The 14,289-nt window shown below is 70.3% G+C and carries 16 protein-coding genes; 5 read left to right on the forward strand and 11 right to left on the reverse strand.

What is annotated here, in order from left to right; translation table 11 throughout:
- Nucleotides 1–50: 50 nt before the first annotated feature.
- Entirely contained in the window at nucleotides 51–1,373 is a 1,323-nt protein-coding gene (locus ACFV6H_RS28195) for a nucleotidyl transferase AbiEii/AbiGii toxin family protein (RefSeq protein WP_385547450.1), read from the reverse strand.
- Between the two features lie 137 nt (nucleotides 1,374–1,510).
- Nucleotides 1,511–2,107 carry a protein phosphatase gene (locus ACFV6H_RS28200; protein WP_385547453.1) on the reverse strand — a complete coding sequence of 199 codons (597 nt, stop codon included), beginning with the start codon at nucleotides 2,105–2,107 and terminating at the stop codon, nucleotides 1,511–1,513.
- 227 nt (nucleotides 2,108–2,334) lie between these two features.
- Between ACFV6H_RS28200 and ACFV6H_RS28205 the strand changes: the two genes are divergently transcribed.
- The gene (locus ACFV6H_RS28205) at nucleotides 2,335–3,609 is read left to right on the forward strand and encodes an ATP-binding protein (RefSeq protein WP_093590439.1); all 1,275 of its coding nucleotides are present in this window, start codon (nucleotides 2,335–2,337) and stop codon (nucleotides 3,607–3,609) included.
- Between the two features lie 81 nt (nucleotides 3,610–3,690).
- On the opposite strand, the gene ACFV6H_RS28210 is transcribed toward ACFV6H_RS28205, so the two are convergent.
- Nucleotides 3,691–4,962: an alpha-L-fucosidase gene (locus ACFV6H_RS28210; RefSeq protein WP_385547457.1), complete on the reverse strand. Its 1,272-nt coding sequence runs from the start codon at nucleotides 4,960–4,962 to the stop codon at nucleotides 3,691–3,693.
- A gap of 203 nt (nucleotides 4,963–5,165) precedes the next feature.
- Between ACFV6H_RS28210 and ACFV6H_RS28215 the strand changes: the two genes are divergently transcribed.
- The 4 genes from ACFV6H_RS28215 to ACFV6H_RS28230 all read left to right on the forward strand — a co-directional run bounded on the left by ACFV6H_RS28215 (nucleotide 5,166) and on the right by ACFV6H_RS28230 (nucleotide 9,112).
- Nucleotides 5,166–5,675 (forward strand): hypothetical protein, encoded by a 510-nt coding sequence (locus ACFV6H_RS28215; RefSeq protein WP_384780954.1) that lies wholly within the window; start codon nucleotides 5,166–5,168, stop codon nucleotides 5,673–5,675.
- A gap of 209 nt (nucleotides 5,676–5,884) precedes the next feature.
- Nucleotides 5,885–6,259, forward strand: a complete 375-nt coding sequence (locus tag ACFV6H_RS28220; RefSeq protein WP_256097890.1) for an MmcQ/YjbR family DNA-binding protein — start codon at nucleotides 5,885–5,887, stop codon at nucleotides 6,257–6,259.
- Between the two features lie 275 nt (nucleotides 6,260–6,534).
- Nucleotides 6,535–7,827: an SUKH-4 family immunity protein gene (locus tag ACFV6H_RS28225; protein WP_384780949.1), complete on the forward strand. Its 1,293-nt coding sequence runs from the start codon at nucleotides 6,535–6,537 to the stop codon at nucleotides 7,825–7,827.
- A 115-nt stretch (nucleotides 7,828–7,942) separates the two neighbouring features.
- Nucleotides 7,943–9,112 (forward strand): alpha/beta hydrolase, encoded by a 1,170-nt coding sequence (locus ACFV6H_RS28230; protein WP_385547462.1) that lies wholly within the window; start codon nucleotides 7,943–7,945, stop codon nucleotides 9,110–9,112.
- 108 nt (nucleotides 9,113–9,220) lie between these two features.
- On the opposite strand, the gene crcB (ACFV6H_RS28235) is transcribed toward ACFV6H_RS28230, so the two are convergent.
- The 8 genes from crcB (ACFV6H_RS28235) to ACFV6H_RS28270 all read right to left on the reverse strand — a co-directional run bounded on the left by crcB (ACFV6H_RS28235) (nucleotide 9,221) and on the right by ACFV6H_RS28270 (nucleotide 14,170).
- Complete coding sequence (gene crcB, locus ACFV6H_RS28235) at nucleotides 9,221–9,595, reverse strand: fluoride efflux transporter CrcB (protein WP_385547465.1); 375 nt, start codon at nucleotides 9,593–9,595, stop codon at nucleotides 9,221–9,223.
- On the reverse strand, nucleotides 9,592–9,939 hold the full coding sequence (locus ACFV6H_RS28240) for a DUF190 domain-containing protein (protein WP_384780942.1): 348 nt from the start codon (nucleotides 9,937–9,939) through the stop codon (nucleotides 9,592–9,594). The genes crcB (ACFV6H_RS28235) and ACFV6H_RS28240 overlap by 4 nt, the downstream gene beginning before the upstream one ends.
- Nucleotides 9,936–10,421, reverse strand: a complete 486-nt coding sequence (crcB, locus tag ACFV6H_RS28245; RefSeq protein ID WP_385547468.1) for a fluoride efflux transporter CrcB — start codon at nucleotides 10,419–10,421, stop codon at nucleotides 9,936–9,938. The genes ACFV6H_RS28240 and crcB (ACFV6H_RS28245) overlap by 4 nt, the downstream gene beginning before the upstream one ends.
- 262 nt (nucleotides 10,422–10,683) lie before the next feature.
- Nucleotides 10,684–11,046, reverse strand: coding sequence for an ArsR/SmtB family transcription factor (locus ACFV6H_RS28250; protein ID WP_385547732.1), 363 nt, complete (start codon nucleotides 11,044–11,046; stop codon nucleotides 10,684–10,686).
- A gap of 112 nt (nucleotides 11,047–11,158) precedes the next feature.
- On the reverse strand, nucleotides 11,159–11,584 hold the full coding sequence (locus ACFV6H_RS28255) for an ATP-binding protein (RefSeq protein WP_384780936.1): 426 nt from the start codon (nucleotides 11,582–11,584) through the stop codon (nucleotides 11,159–11,161).
- Nucleotides 11,581–11,994, reverse strand: coding sequence for a pyridoxamine 5'-phosphate oxidase family protein (locus ACFV6H_RS28260; protein WP_385547473.1), 414 nt, complete (start codon nucleotides 11,992–11,994; stop codon nucleotides 11,581–11,583). Before ACFV6H_RS28260 ends, ACFV6H_RS28255 begins: the two co-directional genes overlap by 4 nt.
- Nucleotides 11,991–13,802, reverse strand: a complete 1,812-nt coding sequence (locus tag ACFV6H_RS28265; protein WP_385547735.1) for a SulP family inorganic anion transporter — start codon at nucleotides 13,800–13,802, stop codon at nucleotides 11,991–11,993. The genes ACFV6H_RS28260 and ACFV6H_RS28265 overlap by 4 nt, the downstream gene beginning before the upstream one ends.
- An 8-nt stretch (nucleotides 13,803–13,810) precedes the next feature.
- On the reverse strand, nucleotides 13,811–14,170 hold the full coding sequence (locus ACFV6H_RS28270; protein WP_385547476.1) for an ArsR/SmtB family transcription factor: 360 nt from the start codon (nucleotides 14,168–14,170) through the stop codon (nucleotides 13,811–13,813).
- Between the last annotated feature and the right edge of the window lie 119 nt (nucleotides 14,171–14,289).

Here is a 14,289-nt window from a genome sequence, read left to right on the forward strand (position 1 = left end):
GCGGGCCGGGGCAGAGCGCCTCGGCCCGGGCGCCGGTACGGCGACGGCCGTCAGCGAAGCCGGTCGAGGGCCCAGTGCGACCAATTCGGGTCGTTCCGGAAGTTGTCCCAGCCGTCCGGGTGTGCCAGGACGGCCGCCAGCGCGTCCTCCAGCCCGAGGACCGTCGGGCCCGCGACCTCCCGCATGATGACGACGGCCGCGGCCAGACCGTCCAGGCCGCCCGCCGAGAAGCGCGTGAGCGCGGCGGCCGGGTTGTCCGGGGACGCGGTACGGATGGACTCCACCAGCGGTCGCAGCCAGCGGGCCCACCGGGCGTACGTGTCCTCGCCCGGTGGTTCGGCCTCCGCGAGGAGCGGTTCCAGCGCGCGGCCGAGCCGCTCCGTGTAGGAGCGAGGTGTCCGCTCGGCCCATGGATGGTCCGCGACGAAGTGCTCCCAGCCGACGTCCAGATGCGGCGGTTCGAGCCACCAGCGGCCCGCAGGCCGCAGCCCTTCGTAGCCGCCGAGCACAAAGGCGTCCCGCACCGACGCATACTCCGGCGCGGTGTGTTCGGCCAGCAGGACCGCGTCGTACAGATCCTTGCCCTGCGGATGGGCGTCACTGACCAGCCACAGGAGCTTCCAGGCGAGCGAGAGGCCGGGAGAGGCCGCGAGGAGGAGGCAGCCGGGGCCGTCGCCGAGCGGGCGCAGCTCGGTGGGTTCGGCGGGCGCGGGCAGGGTCTCGTTGAAGACCAGATCGAGCTGGACGGTGCCTCCCGGTATCCCGGGCGCCGTCCAGGGCAGCAGCATGCGGCGGCCCGGAACACGGTCGTAGGTCCAGATGTCCTCCGTCACCATGCCGGCGGCGTCGATCAGGACCGTATCGCCGCGCGTGCGGGCGAGAGCCGCCGCGTCACGGGCGATGGCGTCGAACACTCCGGCGGTACGTGGCTCGTCCATCGCCCAGTCCTGCGGCACGACCACAAAGTCCAGATCGCCCGGGTCACGCGCCCGCTCGCCGAACCAGGTGGCCATCAACACGCTGCCGCGCAGTACGAGATGGTCCGCCCAGGGCCCGTCGGCGATCGCCGCGAGCACGATGTCCAGCACGGTACGGCGCGTCCGGTGCCAGGCCGGGCCTGCCGCCTCGTCCTCGAAGCGCGGCTCGCCCGCCTGGTAGGCCCTGCCGAACTGCTTCAGCGCCGGATCGAACACGGCGGGCCGGTCCATCCCGGCCGGTGTCGGCAGCAGAGTGCGTGGCAGGTCCGACCGTTGCCGTGTCGTCTCGTCGAGCGGGACGTGCGGGACGCTCTTGGCGCCGTGCCACAGCTGCTCCCAGCGAGCGGACGCGGCGGATTCGGTGGACGCGGCGGACTCATCGGGAGAGGACGTCATCGTAAGGGCTCCCGGGATGGTCCATGGCGGCAGTGTGTGGATCTCACCCACACTGTCAGCCCACTGGACCGACGGCCAGAGAATATCGCTCCGGCCCACTGCCGCAGGTCAGTTGCCGATCAGTTGGTGAACGCCGGTCAGTCGGCGAACCGGAGCACATACCGCCGCTGCCACGGAGTCTCCACGGCACGGCGGTGGTAGTGGCTGCGTACATACTCCACCGACCGGTCGGCGGGCACTCCGTCGAGAACGGCGAGACAGGCCAGTGCCGTTCCGGTCCGTCCACGGCCGCCACCGCAGGCGATCTCGACGCGCTCGTCGGCGGCACGCGCCAGCGCCTCACGGAGAATGTCCCGCGTGGCCAGGTCCTGTCCGGTCGATCTTCGTGGATCAGCCCGGGGCGTCCGGTGCGGTGCATCGCAAGGCGGAGGATTGCCCGTGTACTGGATGTACTCGGGCGACTCCGACAACGCGGCGAGGTGCCGTGCCGGGCGTTCCGGGCCCACGAAGACCGACCGGACAGGGCCTGGGCCGTCGCTCGGCAGCCGGAAGTCCGGCCAGCGCAGCCAGCGGGCCTCCCACGGGACCTCGGCGGGCTCCTTGCCGAGGAGATGGACCGCGTAGTGGGGCACCGGACCGGCCGGTAGCGGCCGGCGCAGCGCACGCCCTCTGACCAGGCGTCCCGAGGGAAGCCGCAGCACACCGGCGCCGATGGGATTCCAGGTCTCGGTCACCCGCCCACGATAGCCGTGGTGGCACCGCCACGGTGTGAGTGTTTCCGTGGCCCAGTGGCTCGGCCGTACGGCAGCTTCGTGGCGCTCGTGGCGCTCGAGTAGTTGTGACACAGCGGATCCGGGCGCTCGCACACAGTCCGCCGACCCGTCCGAACAGGCGGTCCGGCGAGGCAGGCCCGATGATGGAAGGCCAGAAGCGCGGGAAGGCGACGGGTAGAGGCTGAACCATGGCCGTGTGGCACGTACGGGACTTCGCCCCGGACGATCTGGAGGCAGTGGTGCGCCTCGACAGCGAGAGTGCCGGCACCGACCGGCCCGCCGTCTTCCGTCTCTCCGAGGTCGTCGCCGCGCTCCAGGCACAGCATCCCAGCGTGGTCGCGCTGGCCGACGATCATCTCGTGGGCGCGGCGGTGGGCCGGGTCGACGGCGACCGGGCCTGGGTGCTGCGGATCGGGCTGCATCCGGCCTGGCGGAATCTGGGTCTGGGCACCGCGCTGCTCGACGCCCTGGAGCACCGTCTCCAGGGCGCGGGCGCCAAGACCGTCGCCGCGCTGCTGCCCGAGGACGAGACCGGCGCCACCGCGCTCTCCAACGCGGGATTCCGCTCCCGCCAGGGCCTGACGTACTTCGAGAAGGCGCAGCCCGTGACCGCCCAGGACTCCGCCGTCCTGTCCTCGCTCGGCGCGGTGGTGCCGCCGTCCGGGCTCTGGGAGAAGCTCAGCGGAATGGCCGACGAGAAGCAGCTCATCGAACGGCGGCTGGTGCTGCCGCTGGCCAATCCGGAACTCGCCGACCAGCACGGGGTCGAACCGCCCAGGTGCGTGGTGCTGTTCGGTCCGCCGGGCACCGGCAAGAGCACCTTCGCGATGGCGGTGGCCAGCCGGCTCGGCTGGCCTTTCGTGGAGCTCTTCCCGTCCCGGATCGCGCTGGAGGACGGGCTGGCGAACGGACTCGGCCGCCGCTTCGACGAGATCGCGCAGCTCGACCACGCGCTGGTCTTCATCGATGAGGTGGAGGAGGTCGCGGGCGCCCGCAATCTCGCCGATCCGGTCTCCGTCGGAGTCGTCAACGAACTCCTCAAGTCGATCGTCCGGTTCCGTGATCACGACGGCAGGCTGCTGATCTGCGCCACCAACACCGTCGCCGCCCTCGATCCCGCCTTTCTGCGGCACGGCCGCTTCGACTACGTCCTGCCGGTCGGCCCGCCCGATGACGAGGCCCGTAACGCCCTCTGGAGCAGCTATATCGCCAAGGCGGGAGCCCACGCCGACACCGAGGTCCTCGCCGACGCCAGTGAAGGATTCACTCCCGCCGACATCAAGCAGGCCGCCCGTACCGTCGCCCAGACCGTCTTCGAGCGCACCCTCGACAGCGACAGCGGGGAACGCGCCTGTCCCACCACCGAGGACTATCTCCGCACCATCCGCCGCACCCGGCCCACCGTCACCAACGAGATGGCCATGGAGTTCGCCGACCACACCATCCGCTACGGCCGTGTCTGAAAGCCGGCACGGGAGCCGACTCGTCGGCCGGGCAGGGCAGTTCCTCCGCCGTGATTCCCCGGTCGTTCGCCGGATCGTTCGTCAGTCGCGGCCGGTGCCCCGGTACAACTCCAGTTCACCGTCCAGCTCGACGGCGAGCACGGTGGCCTCCTCGTCCACATCTCCGGCCTCCGGCGCGTCGATCCACAGCACGCCCGGCACCTCGTGCAGACCGCCGATCACCCGGTGCCGCAGCGCGGCGCCCGTACCGAGCACGCTCACCCGGCGCACCGGAGTGCGCAGTCCACGCACCGCCACGCTCTCGCGCGGGACGTCGAAGCAGACGAGATAGAGCGTGCGGCGGTCGGCCGACACCGTGCTGGGACCGTAGTGGTGGCCCGCCGGAAGCCCCGCCACCGTCCCGCGCACGGCGTCGCTATGGCGGCCGATCCAGGCACCGAGCCCTTCGAGACGCGCCACCTGCTCGGCGGGGATCGTGCCGTCCTCCCGAGGGCCGATGTCCAGCAGCAGATTGCCGCCCATGGCGATCGTCTCGGTGAAGTAACGCACCAGCTGCCGAACCGACTTGTGATTGGTGTCCTGGGGCTGGTGGCCCCAGGAGTCATTGACGGTCAGACACAGTTCCCACGGCCCGTCCGGCGCCACCAGCGGTACGCCCTGCTCGGGTGTCGCGTAGTCGCCATGGCTGAGCATCCGGGCGTTGAGCACGGTCTCCGGATTGCCCGCGAGGATCCGCTCGGCGAGTTCACGCATCCGCCACTGCTCCTCGGTGCGCTCCCACTCGCCGTCGAACCACAGCAGATCCGGACGGAAGCGCGCGACGAGTTCGCCGACCTGGGCATCGCGGTAGGCGAGGAACCGCGCCCAGGCCTCCGGGTCTTCGACACCGTCCGGAGGAGCGCTGAACCGGTTCGTACGGACCTGCTCCTCGCGCGGATCGGGGTGCAGGACGGACGCGTAGTCGGGATGGTTCCAGTCGGAGTGCGAATAGTAGAGACCGACCTTGAGACCCCGTTCGCGCAGCGCGTCGGCGTACGGAGCGATGAGATCGCGGCCGGCCGGTGTGTGCCGTACGACGTTCAACTCGCCCTGTGCGGTGTCCCAGAGGGCCACACCGTCGTGGTGCCGGGCGGTCAGCACCGCGTATCCGGCGCCCGCGCGGACGAAGAGATCGGCCCAGGCGCCGGGGTCGTAGCGCGAGGCCGTGAAGCCGTCCAACTGCTTCATGTACCGCTCGTGCGGTATCTGCCCGAGATAGAAGGACCAGGACTCGGGCACACCGTCGACGGCGTAGATCCCGTAGTGGACGAAGATGCCCAACTTGGCGTCGGGGAACCAGGGCTGCATCGGCATACGGCCAGGCTAAGCCGCCTGTATGGCCGTTGGCACCGGGCCGCGTCCGGCGCGTGTGCCGGAGAGGCGGGCGCTCATCCCTCTTTCGAGGGATATGCCTGAGGCGTCAGCCATTGTCACAATCGTTGCGGTTCTTGTTGTACGAGGCCATACGAGGTCATATGGGGCCGTGCACGGCGGCCGTACGAGAAGGAGAGTGCGCGTTGAAGAAGACGGGATCTCTGTCCGCCCTCGGTGCGATCGCGCTGATCGGTTCGGTGCTGCTCACGACGGGGGTGTCCGACGCGGCGCCGGCGAAGTGGGTCAGACACAGTGACGCGGCGGCCCAGTTCAGAAAGGCGGGTATCACCTCGGTCTCCAGCGGGGGATGCACCAACTGGGAGCAGCGCAAATGCACTTCGTTCACGAACATCAACAAGGCGACGGTCTCCGGTGCGATCGCCTTCAAGCAGGCGAGCCGCTGCAAGGTGATCATCACCGGCGGCACGGAGAAGGGACACGCGCCAGGGACCTACAGCCACCGGAACGGCTACAAGGTCGACATGTCCCGGGGCAAGGCCGTGGCCAGGTGTCTCGACTCCTACATCACCCGCACCTTCACCTATGCCGGGAAGCGCGGTGACGGCGCCAGGATGTACAAGTCCCCGGCCGGGAACGTCTATGCGAACGAGCACAGCCACTGGGACGTCACCTACTTCAAGGCCAGGGTCTGACTCCTCCTCCGGCTCGCCGGACCTCCAGACCGCCGGCTCTCGGAACTCCTGACTCTCCCGTCTTCCGAGATGTTCCGGCCGGGCAGACCGGCCCTGACCGGAGGACAACGGTGGCCGCCGTCCGTCGGAAGGCGGCCACTTCTTCCCAGCCCTTCGGACCGGGCCGGTCCGCGTCACCGTCGGGAGTCCGTCGTCCTACCATGGTGCCTGTGACCACGATTGATGCCGAAGACGTCCGCCGTATCGCACTGGCACTCCCGGAGACGGTGGAGAAGGAAGCGTGGAGCATGCCCACGTTCCGTGTTGCCGGGAAGATGTTCATCACGGTCCCCGACGACGAGACGTCCTTCGCCGTACGGTGCCCCAGGCATGAGCGGACGGAGCTGATCGCGGCGGAGCCGGAGAAGTTCTGGGTGCCGGCGCACGAGGCGAGTTCCGCATGGGTACGGGTAAGGCTCCGCGCCCTGGAGGATCTGGACGAGCTGCGCGACATTCTTGTGGACTCCTGGAAGCAGGCCGCACCGGCACGTCTGCTGGAGGCGTTTCCCGCCCTGGAATCCCAGACGGACTCGGGCGCGCGCTGAGCCACGCGTACCAGGGCCGCCACGCATACCAGGGCCACGCGCATCTGCCGCGCACAACAAGAACGCCCCCTCGCGCGGAGGGGGCGTATCACTGCTCGACCACATCAGCTCAACTGCGTCAGCTCAACAACGTCAGACGGTGCTGACGGCGGGATTCGTACCCGCGATCTGAGATCACTGTAGCCGGTGAAGACCACATATGGGGGGAGGATCCGCCGACACGCCGGGAAATCCGTCGTCATACGATCACCGACGTGACGGAGGGGCGGCGGATCATGGATCTGACAGACGGCATGGGTACGGGCGCGGACGCGGACTCGGGGTGGCTGGCGCGTCGGCTGGACGAGGCGTTCGGAGCGGACCAGGTGGTGCGGGTGGCGCCGGAGCGGCTGCATCCGGCGATCACGCACGAGCCCACACGTGAGTTTCTGAGCGGCACCGGTCTGATACGCCGGACAGGGTTCCTCGCGCTGACCTCGGACCTCGCCCCGGACCTCGCCTCGGGTCCTGGGGACGGTGCCCGGCAGGTGTCCGATCTGTTCCCCGACGAAGCCGAAGACCTCGACGGCACAGGCGAGTTCGTGATCCTCGGCAGCTTCGCTCCGGACGAGGACGATCCCGACGAGTACGTCGTGCTGGACGGCCGTACAGGCCGGGTCCATGCCCTCCACGATCCGGACGAGAGCCGGCTGCTCGCCTCCGGGCTTTACTCCTTCACGCTCTTCGCGCTCGCCCTCGAATGGCTGCGCACCGACCGCGAGATCTTCGAGAGCCTTGCCGGGCGGTACGGTCCGGAGGTCGTGGCGGAGGCGACGGAAATACTGCTCGGCCTGCTGCGTGACCATGACCCGGTGCTGCTCGGCTCGGAGGACGAGGACACCGAGGTGTCCGCCTTCTGGCGGCTGTCCCTTCTGCTGCGCCCACTGGCCCGGATCGCCCCGCCGGGCGAGCGGGACGGGCTCACGCTCGCACTGCCCGAAGGCCTGCTGGAGAAGGAGTACGGCGCGGACGCGGTGGTGCGCTTCGCCGACGAGGACCTCCCTTCGGCACTCACCCATGAGCCCACCCGGGCCTTCCTCCGCGACACGGGCCTGGTCCGCGAGTGCGTCTGGGTCTCCCTGGACGACGGCCCGCTGCGGACACTGGCCGAGCACCATGCGGCCAAGCGGGACGACGAGACGTACGGCGACCCGGCGCCCGGCGCTGGGGGCCTGATCCGTATCGGCTGTCTCGTGGAGGACATCGACCTCGTCATCGAGGGCGCGACCGGCCGGGTACGGGGCTGGTCCCTTCCGGAGGCCCAACTCCTTCCCGTCAACTCCGATATCTCCACCTTCGCGTTCACCCAGTGGCTGATCGCCCGCGTGATCGCCTTCGACCGCGAGCACCGGATCACCGACGACTACGTCAATCTGGCCGCCACGGCCACCGCCGTACTCGCCGACGTCGAACGCACCGCCCGCCCCGACGGCGAGAACACCGAGAACGCCGAAGATGGTGCGGACGACATCTGGCGCTACTGGCCGGAGGCCTTCCAGGACGAGGCGGGCGGAGGCCTCTACTCCTAGAAAGCGGCGGCAGGCTCAGGCGGCTGACACTTCCGGGCTAGTCCGGCAGGCCCGGCGAACTTCCCCGACCGCATGCTGATGGACGAGGCCCCACTCCTTCGTGAAGGGAAGTGCCATGGCTTCATCCATACCCGAGGGTTCGCGGCGCCGGGGCCGGTACGGCCTGGTAGCCACATGCACCGCGGCGGCAGCCGCTCTCAGCGGCTGTGCCGCTCCGTCGGCTCTCCCGTCGGCTCCCCACGCCGGTCAGCCCGGCCCCGCCGTGGCCCAGGCCACGCCCGAGTATCCGTACGCGCCCTGCGGCAATCCGCCGGTGAAGCTGGAGAAGCAGACCCAGGAGTTCCTGAACCAGCTCGCCGCCGAGGACGGGACGCCTCTGTACGACCTGTCGTACGCGGCGGCGCGCGAGGTGCTCGACAAACTCCAGTCGGGCCCCGTCGACAAACTGCCCGCGGAGATCAGTGAGCGGACCGTACCCGGTGGTCCGACCGGGCCCGTCTCCATCCGCGTCGTCCGGCCGCCCGGAATCACGGGCCCGCTGCCCGGCGTCGTCTTTCTCCACGGCGGTGGCTGGATCCTGGGCGACGCGCAGACCCATGACCGGCTCGTACGCCAGATCGCCAACGGCGCCCGCGCCTCGGTGATCTTCGTCAACTACACGCCGTCCCCGGAGGCACAGTTCCCCGTGCCGATCGAGCAGGCGTACACCGTGGCCAAGTGGGTCGCCGAACACGGCGGCGAGATCGGCGTCGACTCCTCCCGGCTCGCCATCGCCGGTGACTCGGTGGGCGGCAACATGACCGCCGCCGTCACCCTGATGGCCAAGCAGCGCGGCGGGCCGAGCTTCCGTCAGCAGGTCCTGCTGTACCCGGTCACCGACGCCCGCTTCGACACGCCGTCGTACAACCGGTTCGCGGACGGCTGCTGGCTCACCCGCCGGGCGATGGAGTGGTTCTGGGACGCGTACGCCCCGGACCACGCGGTCCGCAACCAGCCGCTCGCCTCGCCGCTGCTCGCCACCGTCGAGCAACTCCGCGGTCTGCCCAAGGCGTTGGTGATCACCGACTCCGACGTCCTGCTGGACGGTGCCAACGCCTACGCGGACAAGCTGCGCAGCGCGGGAGTCCCGGTGACCAACCGTCACTTCGCGGCCATCACCCACGACTTCATGATGCTCAACGCCCTGGCGGGCACCGACGCCGACAAGGCGGCCGTCGCGGAGACCGCCAAGACGCTCCGCGAGGCGCTGTACGGGAAAGAGAAGGCAGGGGCCGGTACGAAGTGAGCCGGCGCTCCGTCGAAGCCGTGGCCGGTCCGTTCCCCGGGCCGGCCACGGCAGCCTGCCCTTGGCCGGACCCGTGGCCCGTCGTGGGCCCCCGTCCCGTACGGCGGCTCACGCCCACAGCGCCCCGGCGACGGCGGTACCCACGAAGGCCGCGCCGAGCCCGGCGATCACGCTCGCGATGACATTGGCAGCCGCGTAGAACTTGGCGCCGTCCTCGGCCAGCCGCAGCGTCTCGTAACTGAATGTGGAGTATGTCGTGAGTGCCCCGCAGAGCCCTGTCCCGATGAGCAACTGCACTGAGGAGGACGCCGCTCCCGCCGCGACGGCGCCTGTCAGCAGCCCGAGGACCAGACATCCCACCACATTGACCGTGAACGTTCCCCATGGGAAGACGGTGTCGTGCCGGGCCTGCACCGCCCGGTCCGTCAGATACCGCAACGGTCCGCCGACCGCCGCCCCGGCCAGGACCAGAAGCCAGTTCACCGGTCCTCCTCGCGTTCCGTGTACCGGATGACCTCGCAGCCGTCGAGGACGACCAAGCCCTCCCCGACCAGTTCGTCTAGCTGCGGCAGAAACGCCCGGATCTTCTCCCCGGCGTCCACGATCACCACCGCCATCGGCAGATCCTCGCTCAGCGACAGCAGCCGCTGCGTATGGATCAGCGACGACGCGCCGTACCCTTCGACACCGCGGAAGACGCTTGCTCCCGCCAGCCCCGCCGCGTGCGCCCGGTGCACGATCTCCGTATAGAGAGGCCGGTGGTGCCAGAGATCCGATTCCCCGACGAGGATGGTCATCCGCAGGGCCGTGCCCGCCAGCTTCGTCATGCCTGCCTCCACGCCACGACGCGGCGTGTCACCCACACCGCGGCCCACACCGCCGCGAGAGCCGCGAGCAGCGTCAGTCCCAGATAGGCCATCCCCGTACGGGCCCGGCCGGCATCCACCAGCCGCTCGATGTCCACCGCATAGGTGGAGAACGTGGTGAATCCGCCCAGTACACCGGTGCCGACGAACGGACGGATCAGCCGGTGCGCCGTCCAGACCTCGGTGATCACCACCATGAACACACCGATCAGCGCACAGCCGCTGACATTGACGGCGAACGTCGTCCAGGGAAAGCCGCCCGTGGCCGTCGGCCACAGCAGCGAAGCGCCGTACCGGGCCGCCGCGCCGCACATCGCGCCGAGCGCCACGACAGCCACCACCGGCCAGGGCACCCGCGGGCGCGCCGGACGCCGCCCGGGGACGGAAAGATCGACATCGGGATCGGCATCGGGACGGCCGGACCGATCGGCGGGCTCTTCCATCGCACGGCTCCGGGGAACTCGCACCACCATGCTTCTCCTACTCGCTCGGCGCCCGGATCCGGGCGCGCTCCTTCGCAAGTAGGGACCGTTGGCGGCCTGTCACCGCGGTTCGGGTACGGCGGGCCCCACCGCCGCGCGGCACTCCTCGGAGCGCCTCGTGGTCAAGGCTAGCTCCAGGGGCCGTCGACGCGCCAACCGTGCTCGGGCAGGCGGTACTGGGGCTACGACATCCGGGACGTCCCGGGGGCTATGCGTCCCGGGGCTATGACATCCCGCGTCGCCGGGCCGCGCTGTTCGGTTCGGCGGCGCGCAGATCGGCCAGCAGCTCGGCCTGGCCCGTCAGCAGCCCGGACAGGATCGTCCGCGCCACCTTGAGCAGCTCCGCGACATTCGGGTTGGCCAGCGCGTAGTAGACGGCTGAGCCCTCCCGGCGTGTGGTGACGAGATTGGCACGGCGCAGGACGGCCAGTTGCTGCGACAGATGCGACGGTTCGACTCCGACCTCGGGCAGCATCTCGGAGACCGCGTGCTCGCGTTCGCTCAGCAGCTCCAGCACACGGATGCGGACAGGGTGTCCCAGCGTCTTGAAGAACTCCGCCTTCAACTGGTACAGCGGCGCGCTCATCGTGCACGTCCAGGGCGTCGCACGCATCCAGAACTCATCGTCATGGGCCCATCCTCGCGCCTTCGCGCCGAACTGATGACCTTCGGAATTGCCAAGACCAGCAAGACGGGGCCTACAGAGGCAGGGTGATCCAGATGCTCTTGCCCCGGCCGTCCGCGTCGCCGCGTACGACCGCGGTCCCGCCGAGGCCGAGCGTGAGTTCGACCACGGTGGCCAGCCCGCCGCTCCCGGCTCCGGTGACCGACGCGTACAGGGCGGGCTGATAGGGATGGCGGTCGTGGACGGCGAACGCGAGCGTGTCCGGCCCGGCCGCGTAGATGACGGTGACATTCGGGGAGCAGACGGCGGCGTGCCGCACGCTGTTGGTGACCAGCTCGCTCAGGATCAGCAGCGCCGGATCCACGCTCGGATGCCGGTGGCTGATGCCCCATTCGGCCAGCACCAGCTCGGTGGTCTCACGTGCCAGCCGTACCGCCTTTCCCATGGCGGGCAAGGTCAGTACATGCCGGTGGGGCAGGGTGTCGAGCCGTGTGATCACCGGGCCCCCGGGTGGACGAGACGGAAGCCGGTGACGGTCTGCGGCTGGACGCGCAGGAGCGTGTCGTGCGGGCCGTGGGCCCAGCCGGGCAGTGTGCGACGGTAGTGGCCCGCCTCGTCCGGGTCGGTGATGATCTTGGCCGGTCCCGTGGCGGTGACGGTCCAGCCGGTGCCGCTCGCTGTACGGATCTCGTCCGCGTGGTACGTCAGCGAGGCCCGTCCGGACAGCGCCACCGGCTGGGCGGGCGTACGGACGATCAGCCGGCCGTACTCCAGGACATGCACCGCCGGACGGACCACGGCGTTCTCCCGCTGGACATACACCAGCCGCCCGTGGACGGCGCCTTCGAGCAGCCACAGGGCCTCCGTGCCGGAGACCTCGACCATACGGCGGGCGACGGGGACGGTCATCGTGACGCCTCCTCGGCGTGGGCAGCGGGCAGGCCGGGAACCACGGCCGGGCCGGGAACGGCGGACTGGCCCAGGACGGTGGGCGGGCCGGAAATTACGGCCGGTCCCGGGACGGCGGGCGGGCCCGGGAGGGCAGGCAGCAGTCCGGCGCTGCGCAGATGGGCGCGGGCCCCGGCGATGGCCTCGGGTGTGGTGGCGTACTCCCGCCCTTCCCGCCGGAGCAGTTCCAGGGCTCCGACGGAGTCGAGTGCGCGGCGCTGACCTGGCCGTATACCCGAGGTCATGACGGCGATGCCGCGCCGGTTCAGTTTCTCCACCGCGTCCTTGAGGACCAGCGCGCCGGTGGCGTCCACCGTCGATACGCGCGACATCCGCAGGATGACCACCCGTACGTCGGCGACCTCGCTCAGCTCCAGCAGAAAGCGGTGGGCGCCCGCGAAGAACAGCGGTCCGTCGATCCGGTAGGCGACGATGTGCTCGGTGAGCAGCGCGTGCTCCTCGTCGCTGTGCTCGCCCGGCAGATCGGGCCGGAAGTCCACCTGATCCATCCGGGCCTGCCGGGCCACCGCCCGCAGCGCCAGGGCGCCGGCCACCACCAGCCCGATGATCACGGCGAGGACGAGGTCGAGCGCGAGAGTGGCCGCCGCGGTCAGGACGAGTACGGTCGCGTCCGAGCGGGTGGCGCGGACCATCGCCCGGAGCGCGCCGACCTCGACCATACGGATCGCCGTCGCCAGCAGTACTCCGGCCAGCGCGGCCAGAGGGATCTTCGCGACCAGCGGGGCGGCGGCGAAGACGATCACGGCGAGGACGGCGGCATGCGTGAGCGCGGCCAGCCGGGAGGACGCGCCCGTACGGACATTGACGGCGGTACGGGCGATCGCGGCCGTCGCCGGAACGCCACCGAACAGCGGAGCGGCCAGATTCGCCAGGCCCTGCCCGAACAGCTCTCTGTCCGGATCGTGTTTCTGACCGACCGTCATGCCGTCCGCGACCGTGGCCGACAGCAGGGACTCCAGGGCCGCGAGCGCCGCGACCGCCACCGCCGGGGCCAGCAGCGAACCGAGCGCGGAGAGATCGAGGAAGCCGAGGGACGGTGCGGGCAGCCCGGACGGCAGGGCGCCGATCGGAGCGGTGTCGAGGTGGCAGAGCTGTACGACGACGGTCGCGGTGATCACCGCGACGACGGAGAACGGGACGGTGGGCCGCCATCGCGCACCGAGCAGCATCGCGGTCGCCACGGCGAGGGCGATGGCCAGGGCGGTCCAGTTCGGGGTACGTACGAATTCCTCGGCCGCCCGCCAGGCCACCACCAGGACCTTGTCGCCCTCCGGCTTCGCCACGCCCAGCGCGCTGGGGATCTGCTGGAGACCGATCACACAGGCGATGCCGAGGGTGAAGCCCTCCACCACCGGCGCGGGGACGTAGCGCATGTACCGTCCGGCGCGCAGCAGGGCGAGCGCGATCAGCAGGACACCGGCCATCAGCCCGACCGTCAGCACACCGCCCGGGCCGTACTGGGCGACGATCGGCACCAGTACGACCGTCATCGCTCCCGTCGGCCCGGAGACCTGGAGGTTCGAGCCGCCGAACAGCGCGGCCAGGGCGCCCGCCACCACGGCGGTCGCCAGACCGGCCGCCGCGCCGAGCCCGGAGGACACTCCGAAGCCCAGGGCGAGCGGCAGCGCCACGATGGCGACGGTCAGGCCGGCCAGCAGATCCCGGCGAGGGTGACGGCCCATGGCCGCGAAGTCGGCCCGGACGGGCAGAAGGGAACGGACCCGGCGCCAGGGCCGGGCCGGTGACATACGCACACTCACCGCGCGGAGACCTCGGCTTCCCGAGGCTCCTCCCGCTCCCGCAACTCCTCCAGCAGCTCGTTCTGCCCGGCGAGCATCTCGGTCAGGATCCGCCGGGCGGCCCGCATCAGCTCCGCCACATCGCCGCCGGTCAGTTCGTACACCACGGTCGGGCCCTCGCGGGTGGCCGTCACGATGCCGGAGCGGCGCAGCACCGCGAGCTGCTGGGAGAGACTCGACGGTTCGATCCCCGTCGCCGTGAGCAGATCCCGTACGGGCATCGGCCCGTCCTGCAACAGCTCCAGCACCCGGATCCGGACCGGATGCCCCAGCATGCGGAAGAACTCGGCCTTCACCTGATACAGCGGAACCGGCACGGTCGCGGCCTCTCCTCATCCCTTGGCGCACCCCGGACCACCGGGGCCGCTACGGCACAACGACCACAGCATGTAGTGAATTGAAGAATTTTGCAATTCATCAGTCAGCAGTTCGAACG

The sequence above is a fragment of the Streptomyces sp. NPDC059743 genome (assembly GCF_042732975.1).
In the GTDB taxonomy this organism is placed as follows: Bacteria; Actinomycetota; Actinomycetes; order Streptomycetales; family Streptomycetaceae; genus Streptomyces.

What these genes read in the sequence shown, in the direction of transcription:
- ACFV6H_RS28225 (WP_384780949.1), top strand. Translation starts at nt 6,535, where the DNA reads ATGGATCTGACAGACGGCATGGGTACGGGCGCGGACGCGGACTCGGGG.
- ACFV6H_RS28260 (WP_385547473.1), bottom strand. Translation starts at nt 11,994, where the DNA reads ATGACCGTCCCCGTCGCCCGCCGTATGGTCGAGGTCTCCGGCACGGAG.
- ACFV6H_RS28265 (WP_385547735.1), bottom strand. Translation starts at nt 13,802, where the DNA reads ATGTCACCGGCCCGGCCCTGGCGCCGGGTCCGTTCCCTTCTGCCCGTC.
- ACFV6H_RS28195 (WP_385547450.1), bottom strand. Translation starts at nt 1,373, where the DNA reads ATGACGTCCTCTCCCGATGAGTCCGCCGCGTCCACCGAATCCGCCGCG.
- crcB (WP_385547468.1), bottom strand. Translation starts at nt 10,421, where the DNA reads ATGGAAGAGCCCGCCGATCGGTCCGGCCGTCCCGATGCCGATCCCGAT.
- ACFV6H_RS28210 (WP_385547457.1), bottom strand. Translation starts at nt 4,962, where the DNA reads ATGCCGATGCAGCCCTGGTTCCCCGACGCCAAGTTGGGCATCTTCGTC.
- ACFV6H_RS28240 (WP_384780942.1), bottom strand. Translation starts at nt 9,939, where the DNA reads ATGACGAAGCTGGCGGGCACGGCCCTGCGGATGACCATCCTCGTCGGG.
- ACFV6H_RS28250 (WP_385547732.1), bottom strand. Translation starts at nt 11,046, where the DNA reads ATGAGCGCGCCGCTGTACCAGTTGAAGGCGGAGTTCTTCAAGACGCTG.
- ACFV6H_RS28205 (WP_093590439.1), top strand. Translation starts at nt 2,335, where the DNA reads ATGGCCGTGTGGCACGTACGGGACTTCGCCCCGGACGATCTGGAGGCA.
- ACFV6H_RS28230 (WP_385547462.1), top strand. Translation starts at nt 7,943, where the DNA reads ATGGCTTCATCCATACCCGAGGGTTCGCGGCGCCGGGGCCGGTACGGC.